This window comes from Maribacter algae (assembly GCF_047345745.1).
Taxonomy (GTDB): domain Bacteria; phylum Bacteroidota; class Bacteroidia; order Flavobacteriales; family Flavobacteriaceae; genus Maribacter.
This window is the reverse complement of the sequence record NZ_JBLFES010000001.1, coordinates 1,030,334-1,055,581: the sequence shown is the minus strand read 5'-3', so window position 1 is coordinate 1,055,581 and position 25,248 is coordinate 1,030,334. Positions and strand designations below refer to the sequence as shown.

General features: G+C 38.8%; 33 protein-coding genes. 5 read left to right on the top strand and 28 right to left on the bottom strand.

The window, feature by feature from the left end; translation table 11 throughout:
- Positions 1-4 precede the first annotated feature (4 nt).
- The 23 genes from rpmD to rpsL form a co-directional block, all read right to left on the bottom strand.
- On the bottom strand, positions 5-184 hold the full coding sequence (gene rpmD / locus ACKWBX_RS04600) for a 50S ribosomal protein L30 (RefSeq protein ID WP_413967476.1): 180 nt from the start codon (positions 182-184) through the stop codon (positions 5-7).
- Between the two features lie 10 nt (positions 185-194).
- Positions 195-719 (bottom strand): 30S ribosomal protein S5, encoded by a 525-nt coding sequence (gene rpsE, locus ACKWBX_RS04595; RefSeq protein ID WP_413967475.1) that lies wholly within the window; start codon positions 717-719, stop codon positions 195-197.
- A gap of 9 nt (positions 720-728) precedes the next feature.
- Positions 729-1,085, bottom strand: a complete 357-nt coding sequence (gene rplR / locus ACKWBX_RS04590; protein WP_413967474.1) for a 50S ribosomal protein L18 — start codon at positions 1,083-1,085, stop codon at positions 729-731.
- Positions 1,086-1,095: 10 nt separating this feature from the next.
- A complete protein-coding gene (gene rplF, locus ACKWBX_RS04585; RefSeq protein ID WP_413967473.1) occupies positions 1,096-1,638 on the bottom strand; it encodes a 50S ribosomal protein L6 in 543 nt (180 codons plus the stop codon).
- A gap of 19 nt (positions 1,639-1,657) precedes the next feature.
- Entirely contained in the window at positions 1,658-2,056 is a 399-nt protein-coding gene (rpsH, locus tag ACKWBX_RS04580) for a 30S ribosomal protein S8 (RefSeq protein WP_413967472.1), read from the bottom strand.
- 71 nt (positions 2,057-2,127) lie between these two features.
- A complete protein-coding gene (gene rpsN, locus ACKWBX_RS04575; RefSeq protein WP_413967471.1) occupies positions 2,128-2,397 on the bottom strand; it encodes a 30S ribosomal protein S14 in 270 nt (89 codons plus the stop codon).
- A gap of 1 nt (position 2,398) precedes the next feature.
- On the bottom strand, positions 2,399-2,950 hold the full coding sequence (gene rplE, locus ACKWBX_RS04570) for a 50S ribosomal protein L5 (protein WP_413967470.1): 552 nt from the start codon (positions 2,948-2,950) through the stop codon (positions 2,399-2,401).
- A 2-nt stretch (positions 2,951-2,952) separates the two neighbouring features.
- On the bottom strand, positions 2,953-3,267 hold the full coding sequence (gene rplX, locus ACKWBX_RS04565) for a 50S ribosomal protein L24 (RefSeq protein WP_413967469.1): 315 nt from the start codon (positions 3,265-3,267) through the stop codon (positions 2,953-2,955).
- 10 nt (positions 3,268-3,277) lie between these two features.
- Complete coding sequence (gene rplN, locus ACKWBX_RS04560) at positions 3,278-3,646, bottom strand: 50S ribosomal protein L14 (RefSeq protein WP_013993867.1); 369 nt, start codon at positions 3,644-3,646, stop codon at positions 3,278-3,280.
- 3 nt (positions 3,647-3,649) lie between these two features.
- A complete protein-coding gene (rpsQ, locus tag ACKWBX_RS04555; protein WP_413967468.1) occupies positions 3,650-3,910 on the bottom strand; it encodes a 30S ribosomal protein S17 in 261 nt (86 codons plus the stop codon).
- Between the two features lie 13 nt (positions 3,911-3,923).
- Complete coding sequence (gene rpmC / locus ACKWBX_RS04550; protein ID WP_413967467.1) at positions 3,924-4,115, bottom strand: 50S ribosomal protein L29; 192 nt, start codon at positions 4,113-4,115, stop codon at positions 3,924-3,926.
- Positions 4,116-4,126: 11 nt separating this feature from the next.
- Positions 4,127-4,555: a 50S ribosomal protein L16 gene (rplP, locus tag ACKWBX_RS04545; RefSeq protein ID WP_413967466.1), complete on the bottom strand. Its 429-nt coding sequence runs from the start codon at positions 4,553-4,555 to the stop codon at positions 4,127-4,129.
- A gap of 20 nt (positions 4,556-4,575) precedes the next feature.
- Positions 4,576-5,295 carry a 30S ribosomal protein S3 gene (rpsC, locus tag ACKWBX_RS04540; RefSeq protein WP_413967465.1) on the bottom strand — a complete coding sequence of 240 codons (720 nt, stop codon included), beginning with the start codon at positions 5,293-5,295 and terminating at the stop codon, positions 4,576-4,578.
- A 1-nt stretch (position 5,296) separates the two neighbouring features.
- Positions 5,297-5,704 (bottom strand): 50S ribosomal protein L22, encoded by a 408-nt coding sequence (gene rplV, locus ACKWBX_RS04535; protein WP_413967464.1) that lies wholly within the window; start codon positions 5,702-5,704, stop codon positions 5,297-5,299.
- 3 nt (positions 5,705-5,707) lie between these two features.
- Positions 5,708-5,986, bottom strand: coding sequence for a 30S ribosomal protein S19 (rpsS, locus tag ACKWBX_RS04530; RefSeq protein WP_413967463.1), 279 nt, complete (start codon positions 5,984-5,986; stop codon positions 5,708-5,710).
- A 13-nt stretch (positions 5,987-5,999) separates the two neighbouring features.
- Entirely contained in the window at positions 6,000-6,824 is an 825-nt protein-coding gene (gene rplB, locus ACKWBX_RS04525; RefSeq protein ID WP_413967462.1) for a 50S ribosomal protein L2, read from the bottom strand.
- Between the two features lie 9 nt (positions 6,825-6,833).
- Entirely contained in the window at positions 6,834-7,124 is a 291-nt protein-coding gene (gene rplW, locus ACKWBX_RS04520; RefSeq protein ID WP_413967461.1) for a 50S ribosomal protein L23, read from the bottom strand.
- A gap of 7 nt (positions 7,125-7,131) precedes the next feature.
- Positions 7,132-7,761, bottom strand: a complete 630-nt coding sequence (gene rplD / locus ACKWBX_RS04515) for a 50S ribosomal protein L4 (RefSeq protein WP_413967460.1) — start codon at positions 7,759-7,761, stop codon at positions 7,132-7,134.
- On the bottom strand, positions 7,761-8,378 hold the full coding sequence (gene rplC / locus ACKWBX_RS04510; protein ID WP_413967459.1) for a 50S ribosomal protein L3: 618 nt from the start codon (positions 8,376-8,378) through the stop codon (positions 7,761-7,763). Before rplC ends, rplD begins: the two co-directional genes overlap by 1 nt.
- Before the next feature lie 230 nt (positions 8,379-8,608).
- On the bottom strand, positions 8,609-8,914 hold the full coding sequence (gene rpsJ / locus ACKWBX_RS04505) for a 30S ribosomal protein S10 (RefSeq protein WP_007094989.1): 306 nt from the start codon (positions 8,912-8,914) through the stop codon (positions 8,609-8,611).
- Between the two features lie 9 nt (positions 8,915-8,923).
- On the bottom strand, positions 8,924-11,056 hold the full coding sequence (fusA, locus tag ACKWBX_RS04500) for an elongation factor G (protein WP_413967458.1): 2,133 nt from the start codon (positions 11,054-11,056) through the stop codon (positions 8,924-8,926).
- A gap of 6 nt (positions 11,057-11,062) precedes the next feature.
- Positions 11,063-11,539, bottom strand: coding sequence for a 30S ribosomal protein S7 (gene rpsG, locus ACKWBX_RS04495; protein ID WP_413967457.1), 477 nt, complete (start codon positions 11,537-11,539; stop codon positions 11,063-11,065).
- Positions 11,540-11,561: 22 nt separating this feature from the next.
- Positions 11,562-11,936 carry a 30S ribosomal protein S12 gene (gene rpsL / locus ACKWBX_RS04490; RefSeq protein ID WP_413967456.1) on the bottom strand — a complete coding sequence of 125 codons (375 nt, stop codon included), beginning with the start codon at positions 11,934-11,936 and terminating at the stop codon, positions 11,562-11,564.
- A gap of 395 nt (positions 11,937-12,331) precedes the next feature.
- Here rpsL and ACKWBX_RS04485 point away from each other — a divergent pair, with 395 nt between their 5' ends.
- From ACKWBX_RS04485 to ACKWBX_RS04475, 3 genes are read left to right on the top strand one after another with little or no spacing between them, the layout of a single operon-like run.
- Complete coding sequence (locus ACKWBX_RS04485) at positions 12,332-15,601, top strand: SusC/RagA family TonB-linked outer membrane protein (protein ID WP_413967455.1); 3,270 nt, start codon at positions 12,332-12,334, stop codon at positions 15,599-15,601.
- A 31-nt stretch (positions 15,602-15,632) separates the two neighbouring features.
- Positions 15,633-17,339: a SusD/RagB family nutrient-binding outer membrane lipoprotein gene (locus ACKWBX_RS04480; RefSeq protein ID WP_413967454.1), complete on the top strand. Its 1,707-nt coding sequence runs from the start codon at positions 15,633-15,635 to the stop codon at positions 17,337-17,339.
- 26 nt (positions 17,340-17,365) lie between these two features.
- Positions 17,366-18,397, top strand: coding sequence for a hypothetical protein (locus ACKWBX_RS04475; protein WP_413967453.1), 1,032 nt, complete (start codon positions 17,366-17,368; stop codon positions 18,395-18,397).
- A 102-nt stretch (positions 18,398-18,499) separates the two neighbouring features.
- On the opposite strand, the gene ACKWBX_RS04470 is transcribed toward ACKWBX_RS04475, so the two are convergent.
- A complete protein-coding gene (locus ACKWBX_RS04470; protein WP_413967452.1) occupies positions 18,500-19,240 on the bottom strand; it encodes a hypothetical protein in 741 nt (246 codons plus the stop codon).
- A 97-nt stretch (positions 19,241-19,337) separates the two neighbouring features.
- Between ACKWBX_RS04470 and rlmB the strand changes: the two genes are divergently transcribed.
- Positions 19,338-20,075 (top strand): 23S rRNA (guanosine(2251)-2'-O)-methyltransferase RlmB, encoded by a 738-nt coding sequence (rlmB, locus tag ACKWBX_RS04465; protein ID WP_413967451.1) that lies wholly within the window; start codon positions 19,338-19,340, stop codon positions 20,073-20,075.
- Positions 20,076-20,087: 12 nt separating this feature from the next.
- Here rlmB and ACKWBX_RS04460 read toward each other — a convergent pair whose 3' ends face one another.
- Entirely contained in the window at positions 20,088-20,813 is a 726-nt protein-coding gene (locus tag ACKWBX_RS04460) for a rhomboid family intramembrane serine protease (RefSeq protein ID WP_413967450.1), read from the bottom strand.
- A 137-nt stretch (positions 20,814-20,950) separates the two neighbouring features.
- On the opposite strand from ACKWBX_RS04460, the gene ACKWBX_RS04455 reads away from it, so the two are divergent.
- Positions 20,951-22,228, top strand: a complete 1,278-nt coding sequence (locus ACKWBX_RS04455; protein WP_413967449.1) for a replication-associated recombination protein A — start codon at positions 20,951-20,953, stop codon at positions 22,226-22,228.
- On the opposite strand, the gene ACKWBX_RS04450 is transcribed toward ACKWBX_RS04455, so the two are convergent.
- The 3 genes from ACKWBX_RS04450 to ACKWBX_RS04440 all read right to left on the bottom strand — a co-directional run bounded on the left by ACKWBX_RS04450 (position 22,225) and on the right by ACKWBX_RS04440 (position 25,240).
- Complete coding sequence (locus tag ACKWBX_RS04450) at positions 22,225-23,166, bottom strand: hypothetical protein (RefSeq protein ID WP_413967448.1); 942 nt, start codon at positions 23,164-23,166, stop codon at positions 22,225-22,227. The two genes, ACKWBX_RS04455 and ACKWBX_RS04450, sit on opposite strands and share 4 nt — an antisense overlap.
- A 77-nt stretch (positions 23,167-23,243) precedes the next feature.
- Positions 23,244-24,680 (bottom strand): DUF5723 family protein, encoded by a 1,437-nt coding sequence (locus ACKWBX_RS04445; RefSeq protein ID WP_413967447.1) that lies wholly within the window; start codon positions 24,678-24,680, stop codon positions 23,244-23,246.
- Positions 24,677-25,240 (bottom strand): hypothetical protein, encoded by a 564-nt coding sequence (locus ACKWBX_RS04440; protein WP_413967446.1) that lies wholly within the window; start codon positions 25,238-25,240, stop codon positions 24,677-24,679. The genes ACKWBX_RS04445 and ACKWBX_RS04440 overlap by 4 nt, the downstream gene beginning before the upstream one ends.
- Between the last annotated feature and the right edge of the window lie 8 nt (positions 25,241-25,248).

The window sequence follows — 25,248 nt, the reverse complement described above, 5'->3', positions numbered from 1 at the left end:
ATATTTAAGCCTCCTCTACGGAAACCAAATGTTTAACTTTATTTACCATACCAAGGATGTTTGGGGTAGCATCGTGTTCCACTACTTGACCTATCCTTTTTAAACCAAGAGCTTCTAAAGTCCTTTTCTGATTTTGAGGCTTCTTTATACTACTCTTAACCTTTTTTACTTTAATCTTTGCCATCTTCGTTAGCTTAACCTTTAAATACTTTCTCCATAGAAACACCTCTTTGGTGTGCTACTGTCTTGGCGTCCCTTAATTGCAATAACGCATCAAATGTGGCCTTTACAACATTGTGAGGGTTGGAAGAACCTTGCGATTTAGAAAGTACGTCCTGTACCCCTACAGCTTCCAATACCGCTCTAACTGCGCCACCGGCAATTACCCCTGTACCATGGGATGCAGGCTGAATATACACTCTAGCACCGCCATATTTTCCTTTTTGTTCATGAGGTAACGTACCCCTGTTCAAAGGAATACGGATTAAATTCTTTTTCCCGTCTTCAATTGCCTTTGCAATTGCCGTTGCAACTTCTTTGGATTTTCCAAGACCGTGACCTACAACACCGTTTTCATCTCCAACAACAACGATAGCTGAGAAACCGAATGCCCTACCACCTTTGGTTACTTTGGTCACACGTTGAACACCGACTAATCGATCTTTTAATTCTAAACCTCCCGGCTTAACCGTTTCTACGTTTTTGTATTTTTGAAACATACTTTTATTTTAGAATTTTAATCCTGCTTCCCTTGCCCCTTCAGCCAAAGACTTTACTCTCCCGTGATATAAATTACCACCTCTATCAAAAGCGACTTTTTCTACTCCTGCTTTTTTAGATTTTTCGGCAATAGCTTTTCCTACTAAAGCTGCCATTTCAGACTTACTTCCTTTTTTAGAGGCAATGTCTTTATCTCTTGAGGAGGCCGAAGCCAACGTTACACCTTTGTTATCATCAATTAGTTGCGCATAAATGGCACTATTACTTCTGAATACTGACAATCTAGGTCTTTCAGCGGTTCCAAAGGAAACCTTTCGAATTCTTCTGCGTATTCTTAATTTTCTTTGTGTGTTTGACAATCCCATAATACTTTTCTTAAGCTGATTTACCTGCTTTTCTTCTTAACTGTTCTCCTACAAACTTCACACCTTTTCCTTTATATGGCTCAGGCTTTCTGAAAGATCTGATTTTGGCCGCAACCTGGCCTACAAGCTGTTTATCGTGTGATGTTAGCTTAACGATAGGATTTTTTCCTTTTTCCGAGATTGTTTCAACTTTTACCTCAGGTGCCAAGTCGAATATAATGTTATGGGAAAAACCTAAAGCTAAATCTAATTTTTGACCTTGATTGCTAGCACGGTATCCTACACCTACTAATTCCAATTCTTTCGTCCACCCTTTAGAAACTCCTTCCAACATATTGTGGATTAAACTTCTATATAGACCATGCTTTTCCTTATGGTTCTTTGAATCCGATGGTCTTGTTACAAAAACATTTCCATCTTCACTCTTAATTTGGACACCGGAAAACTCTTGTGTTAATTCTCCCAACTTGCCTTTAACAGTAACAATGTTTTCTTTTATTTCTACTGTAACTCCTTCTGGAATCGCTACTGGATTATTTCCTATTCTAGACATCTTCTAAAACTTTATACTATTAATAAACGTAGCAAAGAACTTCGCCACCAACGTTTTCAGATTGAGCCTGCTTACTTGTCATAACACCGTGCGATGTAGAAACAATGGCAATACCTAGTCCGTTTAAAACCCTAGGTAAATCCTGACTAGGTGCATATTTTCTAAGACCTGGCTTACTAATGCGCTGTAATCTCTTGATGACAGGTTCTTTAGTAGCCTTATCGTATTTTAAGGCAATTTTTATAGTTCCCTGAACCTTATCTTCCTCAAACTTGTAACTTAAAATATATCCTTGATCAAATAATATTTTAGTTATTTCCTTTTTTAAGTTGGAAGCCGGAATTTCCACAACCCTGTGTCCTGCCCTGCTTGCGTTTCTAACCCTTGTTAGATAATCTGCTATAGTATCTGTTACCATTTATATTAAATTCGGTGACGGTTTTTAGCACTATTGCTAAACCTGAAACCAGTTTATTCTATTTTGTCCTATTACCAGCTGGCTTTCTTAACACCAGGAATCAATCCTTTGTTTGCCATCTCCCTAAAAAGAACCCTAGAGATACCAAATGTTCTCATATAACCCTTTGGTCTACCAGTAAGCTTACATCTGTTATGCATACGAACTGGCGAAGCATTTTTTGGTAATTTCTGAAGTGCCTCATAGTCACCCGCTTCTTTTAAAGCTTTACGCTTTTCGGCATATTTAGCTACAGTTCTTGCTCTCTTTCTCTCACGAGCTTTCATTGATTCTTTAGCCATACTAATTCTTTTTAAAAGGTAATCCCAATTCTGTTAGTAATGATTTTGCTTCCTTATCCGTATTTGCGGAGGTCACAAAAGTAATATCCATCCCATTGATTCTGTTGATTTTATCAATATTTATCTCTGGGAATATAATTTGTTCCGTAATACCTAAGTTATAATTTCCTCTACCATCAAAACCCGTAGCCTTGATTCCTTGAAAATCCCTAACTCGCGGTAAGGCAGTAGTCACCAATCTATCCAAGAACTCATACATACGATCACCTCGTAATGTAACTTTGGCTCCAATAGGCATTCCCTTTCTTAATTTAAAAGCAGCAACATCCTTTTTGGACATTGTTGGAATAGCCTTCTGACCGGTAATCATAGTCATCTCGTCCACAGCATGGTCAATAAGTTTTTTGTCGGCGACAGCAGCACCGATACCTCTACTCAAAACAATTTTCTCCAATTTGGGAACCTCCATTACATTCTTGTAACTGTATTCCTCTTTTAGAGCTGAAACGATACGCTCCTTATATTCTTTTTTTAATCTTGCAACGTAAGCCATAACTAAATTACTTCATTGGATTTCTTAGCAAATCTCACTTTCTTACCATCTCTCATCTCATAACCAACTCTAGTGGCGTCACCGGACTTAGGGTCAATCAATGAAAGATTAGAAATATGAATCAGCGCTTCCTTTTTAACAATACCACCTTGAGGATTTTTAGCACTAGGCTTCTCATGTTTTGAAACCATATTAACCCCCTCAACAATTGCTTTGTTCTTTTCAATGTTTACGGACAAGACTTTGCCTTCCGATCCTTTATGATCTCCGGCCATAACCCTTATCGTATCTCCTGCTTTTATTTTCAACTTTCTCATCCTCTGTTATTTAAAGAACCTCAGGGGCCAATGATACAATTTTCATAAACTGCTTATCCCTTAGCTCTCTCGCTACAGGACCGAATACACGTGTACCTCTCATTTCTCCCGTCGGATTCAATAAAACGCAAGCGTTATCATCAAATCTTATATACGAACCATCCGGTCTTCTAACTTCTTTCTTGGTACGAACCACAACGGCTGTTGAAACAGCACCTTTCTTAATACCGCCATTAGGAGTAGCCTCCTTTACGGTAACTACTATTTTATCCCCAATAGAAGCATACCTTCTCTTGGTACCTCCAAGAACACGAATGGTCAATACTTCCTTGGCTCCTGTATTATCCGCTACCTTTAATCTAGATTCTTGCTGTAACATAACTTATTTAGCTCTTTCTAAGATTTCTACTAATCTCCAACATTTTGTCTTGCTCATAGGGCGGGTTTCCATAATCTTTACGGTATCACCTTCCTTACAGTCGTTCTTTTCGTCGTGCGCAACGTATTTTTTCGTTTTCAAAACGAATTTACCATACATAGGGTGCTTTACACGTTTAACCTCTGCAACTATGATGGATTTTTCCATTTTATTGCTGGTTACGACCCCAATTCTTTCCTTTCTTAAATTTCTCTTTTCTTCCATAAAGCAGAACCAATTATTGGTTTTCCCTATTTGTTAATTCAGTGGCCAATCTAGCGACCGTTCTTCTAACTTTTCGTATTTGAAGAGGGTTCTCCAAAGGAGTTACAAAATGTGCCATTTTTAAATCTGCGTGTTGCTTTTTATACTCCGTAAGTTTCTGCGAAAGCTCCTCAACGGACAGCTCTTTAATTTCTTGTTTTTTCATCATTCTTACGTTTAAATCTCAGTAGGAGTATAATCCCTAGCTACAATGAACTTTGTTTTTACAGGTAATTTCTGAGCGGCCAACCTAAGTGCCTCTTTAGCAATTTCTATTGGAACACCTGCAACCTCGAACATAACCCTTCCCGGTTTCACTACGGCCACAAAATATTCCGGCGCACCTTTACCTTTACCCATACGTACTTCCAAAGGCTTCTTGGTAATGGGCTTATCCGGGAAAATCTTTATCCATAATTGCCCCTCCCTTTTCATATATCTGGTTGCCGCTATACGAGCTGCCTCAATCTGACGGGAAGTCAAAAAAGAAGCATCCATTGATTTTATACCGAACATACCATTAGAAAGCAGATGCCCTCTACCAGAATTGCCTTTCATACGGCCTTTCTGCATTTTTCGGAACTTTGTTCTTTTCGGTTGTAACATCTCTTGACTTCTTTAATAAATTACTTTCTACGACGTGGTTTTCTTCCACCGTCTTGCTTTCCTCCTTTACCTGACTGACCTTTCTGCATTCCGACCAAAGGAGATAATTCTCTTTTACCGTATACTTCGCCCTTCATGATCCAAACCTTGATTCCCAGTTTACCATAGGTAGTTTGTGCTTCGTGCAAGGCATAATCAATATCGGCTCTAAAAGTAGACAATGGGATTCTTCCATCTTTATAAGACTCCGAACGTGCCATCTCAGCTCCGTTCAAACGACCGGAAATCTGAATTTTGATTCCTTCAGCGTTCATACGCATTGCAGCCGCAATAGCCATCTTTATAGCTCTTCTATATGAAATTCTGCTTTCGATTTGACGCGCCACACTAGCGGCTACCAAATTAGCATCTACTTCCGGACGCTTAATCTCATAGATATTGATCTGGACCTCTTTATTGGTAATCTTTTTGAGCTCTTCTTTCAACTTATCAACTTCTTGACCGCCTTTACCGATAATAATACCGGGTCTAGCTGTCGTCACCGTAATTGTAATCAGTTTTAGGGTACGCTCAATTATTACCCTAGACACACTGGCTTTGGAAAGCCTTGCGTGAATATACTTTCTAATTTTGTCGTCCTCAGCTAGTTTATCACCATAATCGTTTCCTCCATACCAGTTAGATTCCCATCCTCTGATTATCCCTAGACGATTCCCTATTGGATTTGTTTTCTGTCCCATTCTAGCTTTCTGTATTATTGTTAGACCCCAAAACCAAGGTTACATGATTAGATCTTTTTCTTATTCTATGCGCTCTACCTTGAGGAGCCGGTCTCAATCGTTTTAACATAGCACCGCTATCAACTCGTATTTCCGCAACAACTAAATCGGCATCCTCTAAACTGGCCTCTTCATTTTTTGCTTGCCAATTAGCAAGTGCGGAGAGCAATAACTTTTCCAATTTTCTTGATGCTTCTTTTGAATTGAATCTCAAAATAGCTAAAGCCTTTTCCACTTTCTCGCCTCTTATCAAATCGGCGACCAATCTCATTTTTCTTGGAGATGTAGGACAATTGTTCAATTTAGCGAACGCTATTTGTTTCTTCTCGGCCTTTATTCTTTCGGCCATCTGTTTTTTTCGAACTCCCATAGCTTACTTTTTACCTTTGTTTTTTGCACCTGCATGACCTCTAAAAGATCTAGTTGGTGAAAATTCCCCCAATTTATGTCCTACCATATTCTCTGTTACGAAAACAGGTACGAATTGCCTACCATTATGAACAGCTATTGTTAAACCCACAAAATCAGGAGTAATCATTGATGCCCTGGACCATGTCTTGATGACAGATTTCTTTCCAGAAGCAGCACTTTGCTGTATCTTTTTCTCTAAACTGTAATGAACGTAAGGTCCTTTCTTTAGTGAACGTGCCATTTCTTTCTACTTTTTATTTCTTTCTACGTTCTATGATATACTTATTGGTACTCTTGGTCTTGGAACGAGTCTTATAACCTTTAGCAGGAATACCGTTTCTAGATCTTGGATGACCACCAGAGGCCCTACCTTCACCACCACCCATTGGGTGATCCACGGGGTTCATCGCTACAGGCCTAGTTCTAGGTCTTCTACCCAACCATCTACTTCTACCCGCTTTACCTGAAACAAGCAATTGATGGTCAGAATTTGAGACCGCACCTATAGTGGCCATACATCCCGAAAGAACTAATCTTGTTTCGCCAGAAGGCATTTTTACCGTAACAAATTTGCCGTCTTTTGCCATTAATTGTGCAAAAGTTCCAGCACTTCTTGCCATTACTGCTCCTTGACCCGGTCGCAATTCTATGCAAGAGATAATAGTTCCCAAAGGTATTTCACTCAAAGGCAATGCATTTCCTATTTCCGGTGCCGATGTTGCACCCGCAGAAACACTTTGCCCAACTTGAAGTCCATTTTGCGCTACCACATATCTCTTTTCTCCATCCTCATACTGCAATAAAGCAATAAAAGCTGTTCTATTTGGATCGTACTCAATAGACTTTACGGTTGCAGCAACATATTGCTTATCCCTTTTAAAATCGATTATACGATACCTTCTTTTATGACCGCCACCTTTTTGGCGAATGGTCATTTTTCCTTGACTGTTCCTACCTCCGGACTTTTTTAACGGAGCAAGCAAGCTTTTCTCCGGCTTATCAGCAGTAATGGCGTCAAACCCATTTACTACTCTAAAACGCTGCCCAGGAGTGACTGGTTTTAATTTTCTAACTGACATCTTTTGTCTTTATAGATTACTGTAAAAATCAATAACATCACCTTCCACAACATCAACAATCGCTTTTTTAAGAGCATTTGTTTTTCCATGTTGCACACCAGTTTTGGTATATCTAGATTTTCTAGTAGGTCCGTAATTCATGGTTCTTACTTTCTTTACGGAAACACCATAAGTGGACTCTACTTCTTTTTTGATTTCAATCTTGTTCGCTCTCGGATCAACAAAAAAACCATAGCGGTTGTTCAACTCACTTTCAGCGGTCATTTTTTCCGTAATAATTGGCTTTATCAACACACTCATGGTTATTCTATTTATTTAAGTTGGATTCGATTCCTTCCAAAGAGCCCTCTGTAAACACAACGCTATTGGCATTTAATATTTTGTAAGTGCTTAATTCTGAATTAGTTATAACGTCAGAACCCTTGAAATTACGCGAAGACAAATATACACCTTTATTCGAATCGCCCAACACTATTAAAGATTTTTTATTTTCCAATCCTAAAGACTTCAAAACTTGTATAAAATCTTTGGTTTTTGGTGTATCAAAATCGAAGTCCTCTACGACTATAATTGCTTTCTCTTTTGACTTGATTGCAAGTGCCGATTTACGAGCCAAACGCTTTAATCCTTTATTCAATTTTTGGGTATAATCCTTTGGACGTGGTCCAAAAATACGGCCACCACCTCTAAAAATCGGAGATTTTATACTACCTGCCCTTGCTGTACCGGTACCTTTCTGTTTTTTAATCTTTCGAGTACTGCCCGCAATTTCAGCACGTTCCTTTGACTTATGGGTTCCTTGTCTCTGATGTGCCAAATATTGTTTCACATCCAAATAAACAGCGTGATTGTTCGGCTCTATAGCGAAAACACTATCAGAAAGGTCTGCCTTTCTACCTGTGTCTTTTCCTTTAATATCTAAAACTGCTACCTTCATTACTTCTCAATAGTTACGTAAGCGTTCTTATGACCAGGCACACAACCTTTGACTACGATAAGGTTTTTCTCTGGAACTACTTTCAATACTCTAAGGTTTTGAACAGTTACACGTTCTCCGCCCATTCTACCTGCCATTCTCATTCCTTTGAAAACTCTAGCAGGATAAGATGCCGCACCAATAGAACCAGGAGCCCTGAGACGGTTATGCTGACCGTGCGTGGACTGACCAACACCTCCAAAACCATGTCTTTTTACAACACCTTGGAATCCTTTACCTTTAGATGTGCCTATTACATCCACAAACTCTCCCTCTACAAAAAGGTCAACACCCAAAGTGTCTCCCAGTTTGAACTCTCCTTCAAAATCCTGAAATTCAATGACTTTTTTCATAGGAGAAACACCTGCTTTTTTAAAATGACCAATTTCGGCCTTGTTAGCACGCTTTTCTGCCTTGTCATCGAAACCAAGCTGAAGGGCATTATACCCGTCTACCTCTTCGGTTCTGACTTGGGTAACTACACATGGGCCAGCTTCAATAACGGTACAAGGGATATTCTTCCCATTCTCGTCAAAAATACTGGTCATGCCTACTTTCTTTCCTATTAACCCAGACATACGTATTTATATTAATTATTATTTACTTAAACTCTTTACAAAAAAATAGGGCCAAAATAATCTAACCCTAAATTATTTTTTTCCGTTTTTCCTTCGCACGCAGCTCAGGACATGTTAACCCTGAATTTATTTCAGGATTTGTTTATACTTTTTAAAGATTCCGAAACAAGTTCGGAATGTAATTCATCTACGTTTTTCAGTTCGCTATCGCTTCAGAAAAACAAGATTCATTACACTTTTATCTCTACTTCAACACCACTTGGAAGCTCTAATTTCATTAGTGCATCAATTGTTTTTGAAGAAGAACTATAAATATCCAATAGTCTTTTATAAGAACTCAATTGAAATTGCTCACGAGATTTTTTGTTTACATGTGGTGAACGCAAAACCGTAAATATCTTTTTATGAGTTGGCAAAGGAATTGGGCCTGTTACAACAGCACCGGTAGTCTTTACCGTTTTTACGATTTTCTCAGCAGACTTATCTACTAAATTGTGATCGTAAGATTTTAGTTTTATTCTAATTTTCTGACTCATTACCTAAATTTATGCTGTTATACCTTTAGCCGCCTTAATTACATCCTCAGATATATTTGAAGGTGTTTCGGCATAATGTGAAAATTCCATAGTGGAGGTTGCTCTACCGGAAGAAAGTGTTCTCAAGGATGTTACATATCCAAACATTTCAGATAGTGGAACTGTTCCCTTAACAACCTTGGCACCAGCTCTATCACTCATATCGCTAATAGTACCCCTTCTACGGTTCAAATCACCAACAATATCTCCCATATTCTCTTCTGGAGTAAGGACTTCAAGTTTCATAATTGGCTCCATAATAACCGCACCGGCAGCCTTACCAGCAGATTTGTAACCTAATTTGGCAGCCAATTCAAAAGATAGTGCATCTGAATCCACAGGGTGGAAAGAACCATCTTTTAAAACAACCTTCATGGTATCCATCTCATATCCTGCCAAAGGTCCATTCTGCATAGCCATCGTAAATCCTTTCTCAACGGATGGTATAAATTCTTTTGGGATACGACCACCTTTGATTTCATCTACAAACTGAAGTCCAGTTCCTTCGAAATCCTCATCAGCAGGTCCCATTTCGAATACAATATCACCAAACTTACCGCGACCACCAGATTGTTTTTTGTAGACTTCTCTGTGTGAAGCTGTTTTCGTCAGCGCCTCTTTGTACTCAACTTGTGGTTCACCTTGGTTAACCTCAACCTTAAATTCCCTTCTCAAACGATCTACAATGATATCCAAATGGAGCTCGCCCATTCCAGAAATAATCGTTTGTCCGGAAGCTTCATCCGTTTTTACCTGAAATGTAGGATCTTCTTCGGCCAATTTAGCCAAGGCCATCCCCAACTTATCCACATCTACCTTTGTTTTAGGCTCTACGGCAATACCGATTACAGGATCAGGAAAGTCCATACTTTCCAAAACAATTGGATGTTTTTCAGAAGACATGGTATCACCCGTCTTAATATCCTTAAATCCTACAGCGGCACCAATATCACCAGCTTCGATATAATCGATAGCATTTTGTTTATTGGAATGCATCTGATAGATACGGGAAATACGCTCCTTTTTTCCAGAACGATTGTTCAATATATAAGAACCGGCATCCAAACGACCGGAATATGTTCTAAAGAATGCCAAACGTCCTACAAAAGGATCGGTAGCAATCTTAAATGCCAAAGCCGAAAATGGCTCCTTAACATCCGGTTTTCTAGAAATCTCTTTACCTGTATTAGGGTCAGTTCCCACAATAGCGTCTTTGTCCGTTGGGGAAGGCAGGTATCTGCATACCGCATCCAACAAAAACTGAACACCTTTATTTTTAAACGAGGAACCACAAATCATTGGAATAATCGCCCTATCCATAACAGCAGCTCTTAAAGCAGCATGAACCTCTTCTTCAGTAATGGAATTTTCATCCTCAAAGAATTTCTCCATCAATTCCTCATCGTATTCCGCAACAGCCTCGATTAAAGCAGCTCTGTACTCCTTTACTTCAGCTTTCATCTCTTCTGGAATATCAATCACATCGAAAGTGGAACCAAAACCTTCGTCATGCCATACAATAGCACGATTTTTAGCCAAGTCCACAATTCCCTTAAAGTCTGCCTCCTCACCGATGGGCAATACGATAGGAACCGCATTTGAACCTAACATCTCCTTAACCTGTTTACACACATTAAGGAAGTTAGAACCTTGACGGTCCATCTTATTAACGAATCCTATTCTAGGAACCTTGTAGTTATCGGCTAATCTCCAGTTGGTTTCAGATTGGGGCTCAACACCATCAACCGCACTGAATAAAAACACCAAACCGTCCAATACACGTAAAGATCTATTTACCTCTACGGTAAAATCAACGTGACCTGGAGTATCGATAATATTAAAATGGTAATCTTTCGTTTCCGGAAGGGGTTTAGCATTTTCCAATGGAAATTGCCACGTGCAAGTCGTTGCTGCGGAAGTAATCGTAATACCCCTTTCTTGCTCTTGCTCCATCCAATCCATAGTGGCAGCACCATCATGAACTTCCCCAATTTTATGACTTACACCGGTATAAAAAAGTATACGCTCTGTTGTTGTTGTCTTTCCGGCATCAATATGAGCGGCAATACCTATATTTCTTGTATATTTTAAATCTCTTGCCATTTCTGTCTAAAATCTAAAGTGGGAAAATGCTTTATTCGCTTCGGCCATTTTGTGAGTATCAACCCTTTTCTTCACGGCTGCACCTTCTTCCTTGGCGGCTGCTAAAATCTCAGCAGCTAATTTTTGAGACATTCCTTTCTCATTACGCTTACGAGCATAACTTATTAACCACTTCATGGCCGTTGAAATTTTTCTGTCCGGTCTAATCTGCATTGGAATCTGGAATGTGGCCCCTCCTACTCTTCTACTTCTAACCTCAACGTGTGGCATAACATTGCTCAGCGCATCTTTCCAAAGCTCTAAAGCAGTTTTTTCATCATCAGTTTTTTTGGCCTCCACAATATCGATAGCATCATAGAATACGCTAAACGCTACTGATTTCTTACCGTCCCACATCATCATGTTAACGAATCTTGTCACTAACTGGTCACTAAACCTTGGGTCCGGTAAAAGTGGTCTTTTCTTTGCCTGTCTTTTTCTCATTGCTTCTCTTTAAAAAGTGTTATTACTTCTTAGGTCTTTTTGCACCGTATTTAGATCTACGTTGTGTTCTACCGGCCACCCCAGCGGTGTCCAATGCTCCACGAACGATGTGATACCTAACTCCTGGCAAATCTTTTACCCTTCCGCCCCTTACTAATACTATCGAGTGCTCTTGCAAATTATGTCCTTCACCAGGGATGTAAGCGTTCACTTCCTTACCATTGGTCAACCTAACCCTTGCAACTTTGCGCATTGCAGAATTTGGTTTCTTTGGCGTAGTAGTATAAACACGCGTACAAACCCCTCTTCTTTGAGGACACGAATCCAAAGCAGCCGATTTACTCTTCTTAGTAATCGTGGACCTTCCTATTCGTACTAATTGTGAAATTGTTGGCATACTATAATTTAATGTATATAAATTACCCTCTGTTTAAGGGTCGGCAAATGTAGTAATTATTCATAATAATTCAAACCCAGCTCAAATTATTTTTAAAGTTTTTTCATCGGCCCAATAAATAGTGTAAAATCACTGCCATTTCTAATCATTGGCATCCATAATAAATCTTTGTCAGACACCAATCAAATTACATCAAAAAATGAGTTGAGTTTACCTAGGAAAATATCAAATTCGCAAAATTGGACCTGTTATATTATTCACTATACAATCCCCCTCCTGTTTAATCTGTAACTCCCTATAAAATGATGGCTTCTTAAAGTTTTATTAAAATTCGTTTGGATTATTAACACATTATTGTGATTTTTGGCGATAGCTAATTCAAATAAAATTTAAAGATGAGAACAAAACTGAATGGATTGTTAACGCTTTTAATGGCGTTGATTGTGCATATTTCTTTTGCACAAGAAAAAACAGTATCCGGTACGGTTACTGACCAGGACGGGCTACCGCTTCCTGGGGTAAACATTGTAGTTGAAGGAACAACCAATGGTACCCAAACTGATTTTGATGGAAATTATTCCATCGCTGCCTCACAGGGGCAAACACTTTTATTTACCTACATAGGTCAAAAAGCCGTTAGACAAGTGGTCGGGGCCGGCAACACGGTAAACGTACAAATGACCGAAGATGCACAAGCCCTAGAAGAAGTAATTGTTACGGCCCAAGGTATCAAAAGGGAGAAGCAAGCTTTAGGTTATGCGGTTTCCGAAGTAGGTAGTGAAGAGCTGGAACAAAGAGCTGAGGGAGACGTTGGCCGTGTTCTTACCGGTAAGGCCTCTGGACTTAATATTACGCAACAGAGTGGTTTATCCGGATCTGGAACAAATATCATTATAAGGGGTTTCAGTTCTTTTAGCGGTAGTAACCAACCTTTATTTATTGTAGATGGTGTTCCATTTTCAAGTGAAACCAATTCATCGGGTGCCGCAACAGGTAATGCGGAAGATGATTTTTTAAACGGTAACTCAGGTTCCAGTAGATTTTTAGATTTAGATCCAAACAACATAGAAAGTGTTAATGTACTTAAAGGTTTGGCCGCTGCCACACTTTATGGTACCCAAGGGCGTAACGGTGTTATTTTAATAACGACAAAAAATGGTTCTTCGGCAGGAGCTCCAAAAAAGAACGAAATAACCGTTACTTCTTCTCTTTTCTTTAATGAAATTGCATCTCTTCCAGATTACCAAGACGAATTTGGTAATGGATTCGATCAGGCATTTGGATGGTTCTTCAGTAACTGGGGGCCAGGTTTTAACAGAAATGGTGTTGCTGGTTGGGGAAATGGAATTGATTCCAGACCCAATGTAGGTTTCGATGAAAATGGAACTTTGGCCCACCCATATTCTACTGCTTCAAGCGCTACGGGAATACCGGCTGCGTTTCCAGAGTTTGCTGGACAGCGTTATGAATGGAGACCGTATGATAGTGTAGAAAACTTTTTCAGAACAGGAGCGGTAACCTCAAACTCAGTAAATTTCAGAGGGTCGTCAGAGGATGGTAAAGTTTCTTACAATGCAAATTTTGGCCATTTAGATGACAAGGGTTTTACTCCTGGAAATAATTTAAAACGTTACACGCTTGGTGTTGGTGGACGTGCTATTCTATCGAACAAATTTACGGTAGCGGGAACTTTAAATTTTTCGAACACCAATTTCAAAACGCCTCCTGTAGCTGCTAGTGTTGGTAACGGTGCTTTCGGTACTGGCTCATCTATTTTTGGTGAACTTTTCTTTACACCACGTAGTGTTGACCTTATTAATCTACCTTTCCAAAATCCAATTGACGGGTCTAGTGTATACTATCGTCAGAACAACAGTATACAACACCCACTTTGGACCGTGAACAACGCTGGGTTCAATCAAAATACAAATAGGGTATTTGGTCAAGCTTCTTTAACCTATAACATCAATGACAATCTTAATCTATTATATCGTTTTGGATTGGATGTTTTCAGTGAAAATAATACCAACTTTCAAAATAAAGGAGGTCGCGGGCAATCGGACGCTGCATTGATCAGTGGTATATATCAAACTTGGAACAATACAAATACCATCCAAAATCATGATATCATTTTAAATGGTGACTATGATCTATCAGAAAAAGTAGGGATGACATTTAACGCGGGAGCCACATCAAGGAGAGAGGTTTTTGATAGAAATGGTGTCGCCAGTAATGGACAACAAGTATTCAATGTTTTGAGGCATGTTAATTTTGCCAATCAAAATGAAATACAATTTTTTCAGGAGCGAAATATTGCCGGTGTTTTTGGACAAGCAGATTTTGATTATGATAGATGGGTATATGTAACTTTGGCCGCAAGAAACGACTGGGTCTCAAATTTGGCCACTGCGAACAGATCTGCATTCTATCCCAGTGCGAGTCTTTCTTTTATTCCTACCACAGCTATACAAGGTATTAAAAGTCAAAATGGCTTAAATTATTTGAAATTTAGAGCAGGTTATGGTACTTCTGCCAACTTCCCAACGGGTTTCCCTACGGTATCGGTTCTAAATATCAATACTCAGTTTTTTCAAGATGAAGGAATAACTACCGTTACCAATTCTGTGGGCAATCGTTTAGGAAATCCTGGATTACAACCAGAATTGCTATCAGAATTTGAGATTGGTATTGAGTCTAGATTATTCAATAATATAGTTACGTTGGACGCTTCTTATTACAGAAGGACAACTACTGATCTCATTGTTGACAGACCTTTGGATCCCTCCACTGGTTTTACGGCCCAACAGACAAACGTTGGTAAAATTGAAGGCGACGGTTTGGAGATAGACTTAGGAATAGACTTAATAAAGGGTGAAGAAGATGGAGCAGTTAATTGGTCAGTAAACGGAAATTTCACAACAAACAACTCCGAAGTTGTAGACCTTGGTCAAGACACCGATCTCATTGTATTTGCAGGTGCCAATGGAAACTTAGGGAACGCTGCGATTGAAGGAGAACAATTAGGTGTAATCGTTGGAAGTAAAATAGCCACAAACGATGCTGGAGAGTTCTTGGTAGATAGTGCCGGGGATTATGTTGAAGAACAAGGACAGTTTGTAATCGGTGACCCGAATCCAGATTGGATACTAAACGTGAACAACAGTTTTTCTTTCAAGAATTTCAACTTTTCTTTCCTATTAAATTATACTCAAGGAGGAGATATTTATTCCAGAACCGTATCTACTTTGTTAGGTAGAGGTTTAACTACGGATACCGTTGATCGTATCAATACTTTTATCCTTCCAGGAGTTCAGGAATCGGACGGAAGTACAAATACAAAACAAATAAACAATTCTACTTTTTATTTTAACAATGTATTGTTCGGTCCAGACGAGTTAGGAGTATATGACGGTACTGTGATTCGTTTACAGGAAGTGTCATTAGGGTATTCATTGCCTTCTAAATTCTTGGACAGAACCCCATTTGGATCACTTTCATTCACACTTTCTGGTCAAAACCTATATTTCAAGGCCTTGAACGTACCGGAAGGAACGAATTTTGATCCTAACCAAGCAGGACTTGGAGTTGGTAACGGTAGAGGATTTGATTATTTATCAGGTCCTAGCGGTAGAAGATATGGGTTTAGTATTAAAGCTACCTTTTAATAGAAACAACGGTTAAATAAAAAATATAACAATGAAAAACATACATAAATATTTAGGTTTGGTTTTGTTAGCGGGAGTAGTTTTCATGAACTCTTGTGAGACAATAGAATTAGACCTTACGGAAAATCCAAATGAACTTAGACCTGATCAGTCAAGTCCAGATTTATTCTTGAACTCCATACAGGTAGATTTTGCAACATTTACCGAACTTATGAGCTGGAATGGGGGCGATTTAGTTAGAATAAGCTATATGAATGGCCGTAACTACCAAAACATTGCCAATTATGCTCCTTCCCTACTAAATCTAGAATGGAACATTGCATATCAAGGTGATAATGGTGAAGTACTGGCCAGTGGTTTGGAAGTAAACGGAATTTTAGCGGATATCAGGGCAATGGCTCCCGAGGCAGAACAAGCTGAATTATACCATCATACTGCTATAGGCCAATTTATTGAAGCCTATACAATGGTGACTTTGGTAGATTTCTTTGGTGACGTGCCTTATTCTGAAGCCATTCAAGGTGATGCGGAAACACCTATTTTAAATCCTAATGTAGATTCCGGAGCAAGTATTTACGATGCTGCCTTGCAATTATTGGATGACGCTATCATTAATTTTGGAAGGGACGTAACCACCGAGCCTGCAAACGATTTTTATTATGATGGTGATTGGGATGATTGGATCAAAGCGTCCAATACACTAAAAATGAAAATTTATTTACAACGAAGGTTGGTAGACCCAGGGGCTATCGATAGTTTTAATGCTATTGTAACTTCCGGTAATTTTATAGACGAAACATCTGAAGATTTACAATTTCAGTGGGGTACAAATTCGGTACAACCGGATGTTCGCCACCCAAGATATGCCGATAACTATACTCCATCAGGAGGGGTTGATTATTTACCTAACTGGTTGATGAATTACATGAGCGAATTAGAAGATCCCAGAATACGCTACTATTTTTATAGACAAGTAAATGCTGTTCCAGGTGAAGAAATTCCGCCTAATGAAGAAACATTAGCTTGTTCGTTGGAACCAGTACCTGCACATTATACAGACGGTGGATTTACATTCTGTACACTGTCCAATGGATACTGGGGTCGTGACCATGGCCAGAACGCTGGTATTCCACCAGATGGTTTTACGAGAACAGTATACGGGGTATATCCTTCAGGGGGGAAATTCGACGATAGTAGTTTTAAAGGTTTATCAGTTGGTTCTGGAGCTGGTGGTGCAGGTATAACACCTATATTATTGGCCTCTTGGGTAGATTTTATGAGAGCCGAAGTAGCTATGTTAACGAGTCCAGCTTCTGCAAAACCTTTCCTACTTGCAGGCATCGGAAAATCAATTGCAAAAGTGAGAAGTTTTGATGGTGTTGATGCAGGTGCCGACCAATCATTTGCTCCGACAGATGGTAACGTTACCGTATTCGTAGATAATATTGATTCAGCTTTTGATGCCGCAGATGATGAAGGTAAATGGAACATTGTTTCCGAACAATATTTTGTTTCTCTTTTCGGTAACGGTATTGACGGCTATAATTACTATAGAAGAACTGGTTTTCCAACTACGTTACAACCAAATTTGGAGCCAGACCCAGGAGCATTTGTTCGCTCTTTGAATTACCCGGGAGATTTTGTTAATAACAATTCCTCGGTAAGTCCCAAAGCGGATCAAACCGTTCAAGTTTTTTGGGATACTAATCCAGCATCTAATTTTCCAGTTGCTAACTAAAATAAATTATAAAATTCATAAAAGTTATGAAAAAATATATAAGTAAAATTGTAGCATTAGGGCTTATTTTAGGCTTTTACTACTCATGCGACACAGACGAAAAAGTGGTAGACCAAATCCTAGCGCAAGTAGGTACAGGAGGTGTCATCAGAACAATCGACGAGGATAATGATTTGGTATTCAATGACGAAACGGACAGCTTTGACCCAGGATCTTCTTATACAATTGTTTTAGAAGAACAGGATGAAGAAGGTGGAGCACTTTTAGAGTCTGTTGAGATATTCGTTAATTTTGACGATAACTCTGACAATGGTGCCGATATGTCTACAACAGAAGTTCTGTTACAGACTTTAGCCGCAAGTGACTTTTCTCCAGGAGATCGCAGCTTACCTCAAGCTACTGTATCGTACACATCGGATGAGCTAATTGCAGCAACGGGAATAGACGAGTCTTTGGTCATAGGTAAAGATAGATTCGAATTTAGATTAGTATTGACACTTACCAATGGGGAAACATACACCAATAGCGATGTAGGCGGACCCGTAAGTGGTGGTTCTTATTTTGCCTCGCCTTTTGAGTATTTTCCAGTAATTGCATGTTCAATAACGGAAAGTCTTGCCGGGGAACACGCTTACGTCGTAACTAATATTATACCAGCTCCTGGCGGAGGTGGGGATTGTATTCTAGATGTTCTAACGGGAACGGTTACTTGGTCGGAGACAGATGACGCTGGAGTTTACACATCCTCTGATATGAGTTTTGGGCAGTTTGAGAATTGTTATGATGGAAGAGGAGCCGCTACAGGAGAAGATATTGAAATCGAGTGGGATTGTACTAATCTTGTACCGGATGGAGAGGTTTATCTAAAAGATGGAATAGTTATACCGGACGATGATGATGAAGATGCAGAAATAACATATAATTACACCATTACCAATGTTACCGGTGCAGCTATGACAATTAATTTTGCCAATTCGTCAGGGGATAGAGGAACCGTTGTACTAACTAGAGAAGGTGGTGCTAATTGGCCCGTTATTTTTACCGCTAATAACGAGTAAATATAAATCTCTTAAAGTTGTTATAAACAAGAACCGCCCGTCCAAATTGGACGGGCGGTTCTTGTTTAAAATCGTAATTCAATATATATTAAGAATGAATAGCTACAGCGTTTCGTAGTAATTAATGATCCGAACTATATCATCGGATTCCTTAATTTTAATATTCTTGTCCGAAATATGCTGCTTAATAGCTGCAACTTTATCCGTATCCTCCTTAAAAAGTCCTATCACCCCTTTCTTTGTAGTTTTTAAATATTGAATCTTGTCATCTCCTTTCTTCATAAAATACAGCTCAGAATCTCCTACAAATCTACTTTTAACATTCATTTGCAAAGAATTGGCGGCTCTTTTTCCTTCTTTAAAGTTTTTTATTTTACGTTCATACAATATTAGATTGTCCGTTTCCCTTAATTTGAATAAATGACCCCGTTGTAATTTACCGCTCTTATCATAATACTTTTTAAAAACAATGGCAGTATTGCCTACCATACAATAAATATCCGCCCTTCTCAAAAGGACAGAAATATCATCATCACTTAGATTTTTCTTTAATTGTATTTCATCATTATAACCATCATATCTAGAAAAAGCATAGCCTTCAAGGTTCCCATCACCACTATATATTGCTGTCTTTTTAAATTCCTCCGACAAATAACGGGACCCAATAATATCCGTTTCTTCAAGCCCTCTTATCGTCTTGCTATTGAGCTGTTGAAATGCGTATTGCAACATGGGTTGCATTCCAAAGGATTCATTGTCGGCATTATAATTTGCCGGCACCTGGGCCGAACTGTACAAGCAACCTATTACAGTCAGGGCAACACTTAAAACATAATTTTTCATAATAATGATTTTGAATTGATTTTGTTTTCTAAAAATAAGAAGAATAGTTTCAAATCTAAATAGTTCCCAGCATCATATTAAAATATATCTTTGCCAAATGGATAAAAAAAACCATCAAGTTTACGGCATAAGAGCTATCATAGAAGCAGTAAACGCTAACGAAGAAGTAGATAAGGTTTTTATCCAGAAAGGACTTAGGGGAGATTTAATAAAAGAATTGGAAAGTCTCCTCAGAAGAAACGATATTACTGTTTCTTACGTACCGCCCGAGAAATTAAACCGGTTGACAAAAAATAATCATCAGGGAGCCGTAGCGAACATTTCCCCTATTTCTTTCCATTCTTTGGAAGAATTAGTCGAAAAGGCAGAAACCAACGAAAAGCCGGCATTGTTTTTATTGTTGGACCAATTATCGGATGTGCGGAATTTTGGAGCTATCATACGTACTGCGGAATGCACCGGGGTCAACGGTATTATTATTCAGAAAAAAGGAGCCGCTCCGGTAACATCGGATACCATTAAGACTTCGGCCGGAGCGGCCTTTAAGGTTCCCATTGCAAAAGTGGACCATTTGAAAGATGCTATTTTTTATTTACAATCCTCAGGAGTGAAAGTGATATCCGCAACTGAAAAAACCAATAATTCAGTTTACGATATTTCCCTAAAGGAATCCATTGCTATTGTGATGGGTTCGGAAGATAGAGGTATCTCCCCTTCCATTCTAAAAACATCTGATGAACTGGCTAAGCTTCCGCTGCTGGGGGAAATTGGCTCATTGAACGTTTCTGTAGCCTGTGCCGTTTTTCTTTATGAAGCGGTACGCCAGCGATTGTAAATAAAAGACGTTTCAATCTTCATTGTTTTTCTTATAATTATAAATTACCTGAATATCATCAGTATCTTCTTTTTCCAAATTTTCTATAAAATTACCATCCTTATCAAAATGTTTTAAAAATGGATCTTCCTCCTCATTAAAATCGGTTTTTTCCCATTCAAACTTTTTGGTTTTTGGGACTTTTGCCTTCAATATTATCGCAAGAAACAACCCTGTTAAAAACCCTCCCAAATGTCCCTCCCAAGAAATACCATCCTTCACGGGAAAAATATACCATAACAGACTACCATAAATGAACACCACTACTAATGATAAAGCGATCAATCTATAATATTTGGTAAAAACACCCTTAAAAAAAGTGAAACTGGCCAGTACGTATATTAAACCACTTGCCCCAATATGATAGGATGACCTCCCAATCCCCCAAGTAATCAATCCAGAAAACAACACACCAAACAGAACTACCTTCCAGGCTATGCTCCTATAAAAATAAAATAAGGCCGCAAGAAGCACTGCTACGGGAATGGTATTGTTATACAGATGCTTTAAGGAGCCATGGATGAACGGACCAAAAAAAACGCCCCTCAACCCCGACAATGTTCTTGGATATATTCCAAACTTGTTGAAGTTTGTTCCTACCGATAATTCTGCCCAGTAAACGCTCCATATGAGCAAGACAAAGACAAGAGGTACCAATAAAACGGCATTGGAAAACTTAAAATGCTGATTATCCGACATAGGCCTAAAATTAAATGAAATACATCAAAATGCTCACCATAATACGAAAATCGGGCAAAATGTCATTTAATATATTTTGGCAACACGATTGTTCTTTCATAATTGAGTTTGAACCAAGTTTATTTTACTTTTACCATATGAACGAACCTTTGGCCGAACGGGTACGCCCTAAAACACTGGAAGACTATATAAGCCAACACCATTTAGTAGGGTCAAAAGGCTCTTTGACACACCAAATTAAAAAAGGAATAATTCCTTCCTTAATCCTTTGGGGACCTCCTGGAACGGGAAAAACCACGCTTGCCAACATTATTGCCGAAGAGAGCAAACGCCCCTTTTATGTACTTAGTGCCATCAACAGCGGTGTAAAGGACATTAGGGAAGTCATTGATAAGGCGAAGCAATCAGGTGGTCTGTTTACATCAAAAAATCCTATCCTGTTTATTGATGAAATACATAGATTTAGCAAATCACAACAAGATTCGTTATTGGGTGCAGTGGAAAAAGGATGGGTTACTTTGATAGGCGCTACAACGGAAAACCCAAGTTTTGAAGTAATTCCCGCACTTTTATCAAGATGTCAGGTGTACATTTTAAATGCCTTTGACAAGTCCGATTTAGAAGCACTTTTAAAACGTGCTATTTCCAAAGATAAATGGCTTCAATCTAAAAAAATTGTTCTTAAAGAAACCGAAGCACTATTGAGATTATCTGGCGGCGATGGCAGAAAATTGTTGAATATTTTTGAACTCGTCATCAATTCCGAAGCTTCTGATGCAGTTATTATCACCGATCAGCTTGTTCTGGATAAAGTACAGAAGAATACCGTGTTGTATGATAAAACGGGGGAACAACATTATGATATTGTCTCGGCATTTATCAAGTCCATTCGAGGGAGTGACCCAAATGCCGCAGTGTATTGGTTGGCCAGAATGATCGAAGGTGGAGAGGATGTAAAGTTTATCGCCAGAAGAATGCTTATTGCAGCATCAGAAGATATCGGTTTAGCCAATCCAACGGCTCTTGTCATTGCCAATAGCACTTTTCAATCGGTTTCTACCATTGGTTATCCCGAAGCCAGAATCATATTGAGCCAATGCGCTATTTATTTGGCTACTTCTCCAAAAAGCAATGCCAGCTATATGGCCATTGGCAAGGCACAACAAAAAGTAAAGGAAACGGGAGATTTATCCGTACCGCTCCCCTTAAGAAACGCTCTCACTAAACTTATGAAGGATTTGGGGTATGGCAAAGATTATCAATATGCCCATGATTTTACGAATAATTTTGTGGCATCCGAGTATCTTCCGGAGGAACTGTCCGGAACTTCATTTTACGTTCCAGGAAACAATCAAAGGGAAAATGCCCTTAAAACGTTTTTGAAAAACAGATGGAAAGAGAAATATGATTTTTAGAACTTGATGTTCAACTCTTCTTGTATCAATTTATCCTCCTTGTAATACTCATACACCCATTTTCCTTCTTTTTGGAACACCACACCCGTCGCGTTATCCGTTTGGGCCATATAAATATTATCCATAGAGCTTTTTAATAGTTTCATCCTGATTTTGGGAGAACTGTCCACTAATTGAAAACCATTGGCACGTTTTTGGGCATACCAAATATCGTTAGAATCCGGCTTCACAATCTTCAACTTTTTCACTGGGTCATCATCTGCTTTTTTAATATCCGAAGCCACAGGAGTGTTATCCTTATAATATTGTTCAGTTTCCGTAGCCCTTTGTTCTACGACCGGATTCGTATTTTTAGGAGTTTTCACAACAGCTTCTTCACTTTCACTTTCTTTCATTTTATTCTGTGCCATGGTATCCTCCGCTTTTTGTTGTACAGCTTCAGGTGCCTTTTCCTCTAACTTTTTAACATCGTTCTTAAAATTAAGGGTGATGGTTTCCCCTTCTTTTTCTTTGGCTTCATACTTATAATCTATATTATCAAACGAAGCCATTGCTTCATTTATGGCTTCCGAATAGGAGCCTCTATACTCCTTGATCCTACTTTTGCCCTCACGTGTCGTAAAAACTACGTCTCCCCTGCAATCCATTAATTTAATGGCCGTCTTAGTAGAGAACATACCGGATCTATTATCCAAGGATGCCACTAGCCCAAGGCATCTATTTTGAATTAACTCGTCTGGCAATTCATCATCATATATGGGAGAAAATCCTTTTTGGTCAAAAAGAAATTTTACCAAGGTGCTTGTGCCATGTTCATTATCTTTTTTGAAACCCTCCAAACGTTTCGGTACGATAATATACTTATAATCGTTCAGATCAACCTGTCCCATGCCCATATAACCGAACAATACAAAAACGGATAAAACTATAGTTTTCAAAATCATCTATTTTTAATGTTATCGTATAGAAATGAAAAAACTATGCCAAAAATCAAAGAGAAGTAGTGGATAACATATCATTTCTTGCCCCAAGATATGATATTTAATCCTAATTGGAAAGATCCATAATTACTAGCTGCTATGTTGCGATAGGACAAGAGATTATCGGCCATAAAATAAATATTCAACGGTCCCGCCTGCAAATTTAAACCAAGTCCTAAATTAGTGTAACTGAACCTGTCTGCCGTATAAGTTCCCTTTATTGCCATAAAGTTTCCAAACCTTCTTAAGTATGAAGCGGTCAATGCAATTTGAGGGCCCCTAGGACGATTGATCATGTACAACTGGGCCGCTACAGTGTTCCTGTAACGCAAATCCCTCCCACTACTTCTAGAGGCAGTAATGGTACAATCACAATTTTCCATGGAATTCCCTATGGGTTTTCCAAAATCATGCCTTATGGAACCGTACAACTTTGTGGGTCTAAAAGAAATATATCCTTTATTGGAAGTTCCAAAGGGAATCAATTCTTCTACTTCATCAACCAGGTCTTGCCAAAAATCCCTGTTTAGATTGGCGAAGTCTTCAAGAACATTTATCTCAATACCTTCTACGGTTGCACTACCATTAAGGTCATATGTATAAACATCCCCGCTGTGGTATATAAAGCCTAAGTCCAATAGACTACCGGTCAGAACGGTTCTTTCACTTAAATGATATGAAAACCCAAAATCCAGACCCAAACCTAAATCTCCTCCAAAAAGTGCTCTCTTAAGCAAGGCACTGGAAATATTACCTTCTCTTTCCGCATCTCTGACCTCACCAAAACCAGAACTCCTCAACCTTAAATTAGCGTCCAGAGTTGTAGCCAAAATATTATTTTGTCCTTCTGTATTGACCAAGTAGCCCCTGTTCTTCGTTGAACTGTAATCCAAAATTCCAGAGTATATTTTTGCCCTGGCACCAAGCGTTAATCCTCTTTTAATTTTCTTGTTGACACCAAAATGGAATACGTTGACCAAAGAACCTCTCCATTTTAAATCGCTTAAGTCAAATCTTCTGTCCAATTGACCAGCATTACCATCAAAAAGCAAGAAAGCATAATCTTTTGGCCAATAATTAATATTATCAGCTTCTAGATACGCTCCAAAAGAATAGAAAACATCGGGATCATTACTACGAAAACCTCCGCTGAACAGTTCTTCCTGTACATTAAAACTCAACTCGTCCCGTTCAGTAAGCCTTCCCAACAATCTATCCCTTACTTTGTCATTAAAGTCTAGGCCATCATTCGCAAAAACATCGCTCAATACCGCCCTATTGGAACCCGCATAACCAGAAAGCCCTGAAATAGTAGGCACTCCAGCATACCACTTAAAATCCGCTTCTACTCCCGGATTGACCATAAGAGATTGTGGGATTTCCAAAAAATCATAAAGGATTTGTTTGTTCTGTGCGTGCGCAAAACCAACTCCAAAGAGCATGCTTATGATAAACCCAAATGCTATTCTCATTTTATCCGGAGTGTAAAGGCACCGCTTGACCGTAATATTAACGAAGGGTCCGGAAAATCGGAAGTGCTGGTATTATCACCTAAATTTCTTGCGCCAAGTCTTATATCACTGGTATTTCTTAAGATTTCCAAACTTTTTCCCGCATTCCCATAAGCTACAACTCTTTGTAGCGTTGCAGTGGGTGCGGGGTCTAAGCGAAAAAATTCAGTATCCAATACCGTACCATCAATATCTAAAAATTCTATAGAAATCTCAACTTCTTTGCTAGTAGTGTTTTGCAATTCATAAGTGATGGCACCTTCTAATACGCGGTCTGCAAAAAAGGCTTCTTCAAATGCATCAAAATTAAATTCTTGTGTAAAAAAATTAATTCCATTGATACGGTTTATGATACTTTCTTGGGTTTTGATGAAGAAAATACTGGTCTCAAGAGTAGGTCTTACCTCTAAATCTTCATACTGGTCAAAATTCAATTCTTCAGAACAGGAAAAAGTGAATCCAGCCAATAAAAAAAAAGAAAGTACTTTTAAAACACTCCGTATGTAAATAGATTTTAACATTACAAAAA

What these genes read in the sequence shown, in the direction of transcription:
- ACKWBX_RS04480 (WP_413967454.1), top strand. Translation starts at nt 15,633, where the DNA reads ATGAAAAACATACATAAATATTTAGGTTTGGTTTTGTTAGCGGGAGTA.
- rpsG (WP_413967457.1), bottom strand. Translation starts at nt 11,539, where the DNA reads ATGAGAAAAAGACAGGCAAAGAAAAGACCACTTTTACCGGACCCAAGG.
- rpmC (WP_413967467.1), bottom strand. Translation starts at nt 4,115, where the DNA reads ATGAAAAAACAAGAAATTAAAGAGCTGTCCGTTGAGGAGCTTTCGCAG.
- ACKWBX_RS04440 (WP_413967446.1), bottom strand. Translation starts at nt 25,240, where the DNA reads ATGTTAAAATCTATTTACATACGGAGTGTTTTAAAAGTACTTTCTTTT.
- rplN (WP_013993867.1), bottom strand. Translation starts at nt 3,646, where the DNA reads ATGTTACAGCAAGAATCTAGATTAAAGGTAGCGGATAATACAGGAGCC.
- ACKWBX_RS04445 (WP_413967447.1), bottom strand. Translation starts at nt 24,680, where the DNA reads ATGAGAATAGCATTTGGGTTTATCATAAGCATGCTCTTTGGAGTTGGT.
- rpsS (WP_413967463.1), bottom strand. Translation starts at nt 5,986, where the DNA reads ATGGCACGTTCACTAAAGAAAGGACCTTACGTTCATTACAGTTTAGAG.
- rplE (WP_413967470.1), bottom strand. Translation starts at nt 2,950, where the DNA reads ATGGCTTACGTTGCAAGATTAAAAAAAGAATATAAGGAGCGTATCGTT.
- fusA (WP_413967458.1), bottom strand. Translation starts at nt 11,056, where the DNA reads ATGGCAAGAGATTTAAAATATACAAGAAATATAGGTATTGCCGCTCAT.
- rpsJ (WP_007094989.1), bottom strand. Translation starts at nt 8,914, where the DNA reads ATGAGTCAGAAAATTAGAATAAAACTAAAATCTTACGATCACAATTTA.
- ACKWBX_RS04485 (WP_413967455.1), top strand. Translation starts at nt 12,332, where the DNA reads ATGAGAACAAAACTGAATGGATTGTTAACGCTTTTAATGGCGTTGATT.
- rplW (WP_413967461.1), bottom strand. Translation starts at nt 7,124, where the DNA reads ATGAGTGTGTTGATAAAGCCAATTATTACGGAAAAAATGACCGCTGAA.
- rpsH (WP_413967472.1), bottom strand. Translation starts at nt 2,056, where the DNA reads ATGGTAACAGATACTATAGCAGATTATCTAACAAGGGTTAGAAACGCA.
- rplV (WP_413967464.1), bottom strand. Translation starts at nt 5,704, where the DNA reads ATGGGAGTTCGAAAAAAACAGATGGCCGAAAGAATAAAGGCCGAGAAG.
- ACKWBX_RS04460 (WP_413967450.1), bottom strand. Translation starts at nt 20,813, where the DNA reads ATGTCGGATAATCAGCATTTTAAGTTTTCCAATGCCGTTTTATTGGTA.
- rpmD (WP_413967476.1), bottom strand. Translation starts at nt 184, where the DNA reads ATGGCAAAGATTAAAGTAAAAAAGGTTAAGAGTAGTATAAAGAAGCCT.
- rplB (WP_413967462.1), bottom strand. Translation starts at nt 6,824, where the DNA reads ATGTCAGTTAGAAAATTAAAACCAGTCACTCCTGGGCAGCGTTTTAGA.
- rpsC (WP_413967465.1), bottom strand. Translation starts at nt 5,295, where the DNA reads ATGGGACAGAAAACAAATCCAATAGGGAATCGTCTAGGGATAATCAGA.
- ACKWBX_RS04470 (WP_413967452.1), bottom strand. Translation starts at nt 19,240, where the DNA reads ATGAAAAATTATGTTTTAAGTGTTGCCCTGACTGTAATAGGTTGCTTG.
- rpsN (WP_413967471.1), bottom strand. Translation starts at nt 2,397, where the DNA reads ATGGCTAAAGAATCAATGAAAGCTCGTGAGAGAAAGAGAGCAAGAACT.
- rpsL (WP_413967456.1), bottom strand. Translation starts at nt 11,936, where the DNA reads ATGCCAACAATTTCACAATTAGTACGAATAGGAAGGTCCACGATTACT.
- rplC (WP_413967459.1), bottom strand. Translation starts at nt 8,378, where the DNA reads ATGTCTGGGTTAATAGGAAAGAAAGTAGGCATGACCAGTATTTTTGAC.
- rplP (WP_413967466.1), bottom strand. Translation starts at nt 4,555, where the DNA reads ATGTTACAACCGAAAAGAACAAAGTTCCGAAAAATGCAGAAAGGCCGT.
- rplD (WP_413967460.1), bottom strand. Translation starts at nt 7,761, where the DNA reads ATGAAGGTAGCAGTTTTAGATATTAAAGGAAAAGACACAGGTAGAAAG.
- rpsE (WP_413967475.1), bottom strand. Translation starts at nt 719, where the DNA reads ATGTTTCAAAAATACAAAAACGTAGAAACGGTTAAGCCGGGAGGTTTA.
- ACKWBX_RS04455 (WP_413967449.1), top strand. Translation starts at nt 20,951, where the DNA reads ATGAACGAACCTTTGGCCGAACGGGTACGCCCTAAAACACTGGAAGAC.
- rlmB (WP_413967451.1), top strand. Translation starts at nt 19,338, where the DNA reads ATGGATAAAAAAAACCATCAAGTTTACGGCATAAGAGCTATCATAGAA.
- rplX (WP_413967469.1), bottom strand. Translation starts at nt 3,267, where the DNA reads ATGAGAAAGTTGAAAATAAAAGCAGGAGATACGATAAGGGTTATGGCC.
- rpsQ (WP_413967468.1), bottom strand. Translation starts at nt 3,910, where the DNA reads ATGGAAGAAAAGAGAAATTTAAGAAAGGAAAGAATTGGGGTCGTAACC.
- rplF (WP_413967473.1), bottom strand. Translation starts at nt 1,638, where the DNA reads ATGTCTAGAATAGGAAATAATCCAGTAGCGATTCCAGAAGGAGTTACA.
- rplR (WP_413967474.1), bottom strand. Translation starts at nt 1,085, where the DNA reads ATGGGATTGTCAAACACACAAAGAAAATTAAGAATACGCAGAAGAATT.
- ACKWBX_RS04475 (WP_413967453.1), top strand. Translation starts at nt 17,366, where the DNA reads ATGAAAAAATATATAAGTAAAATTGTAGCATTAGGGCTTATTTTAGGC.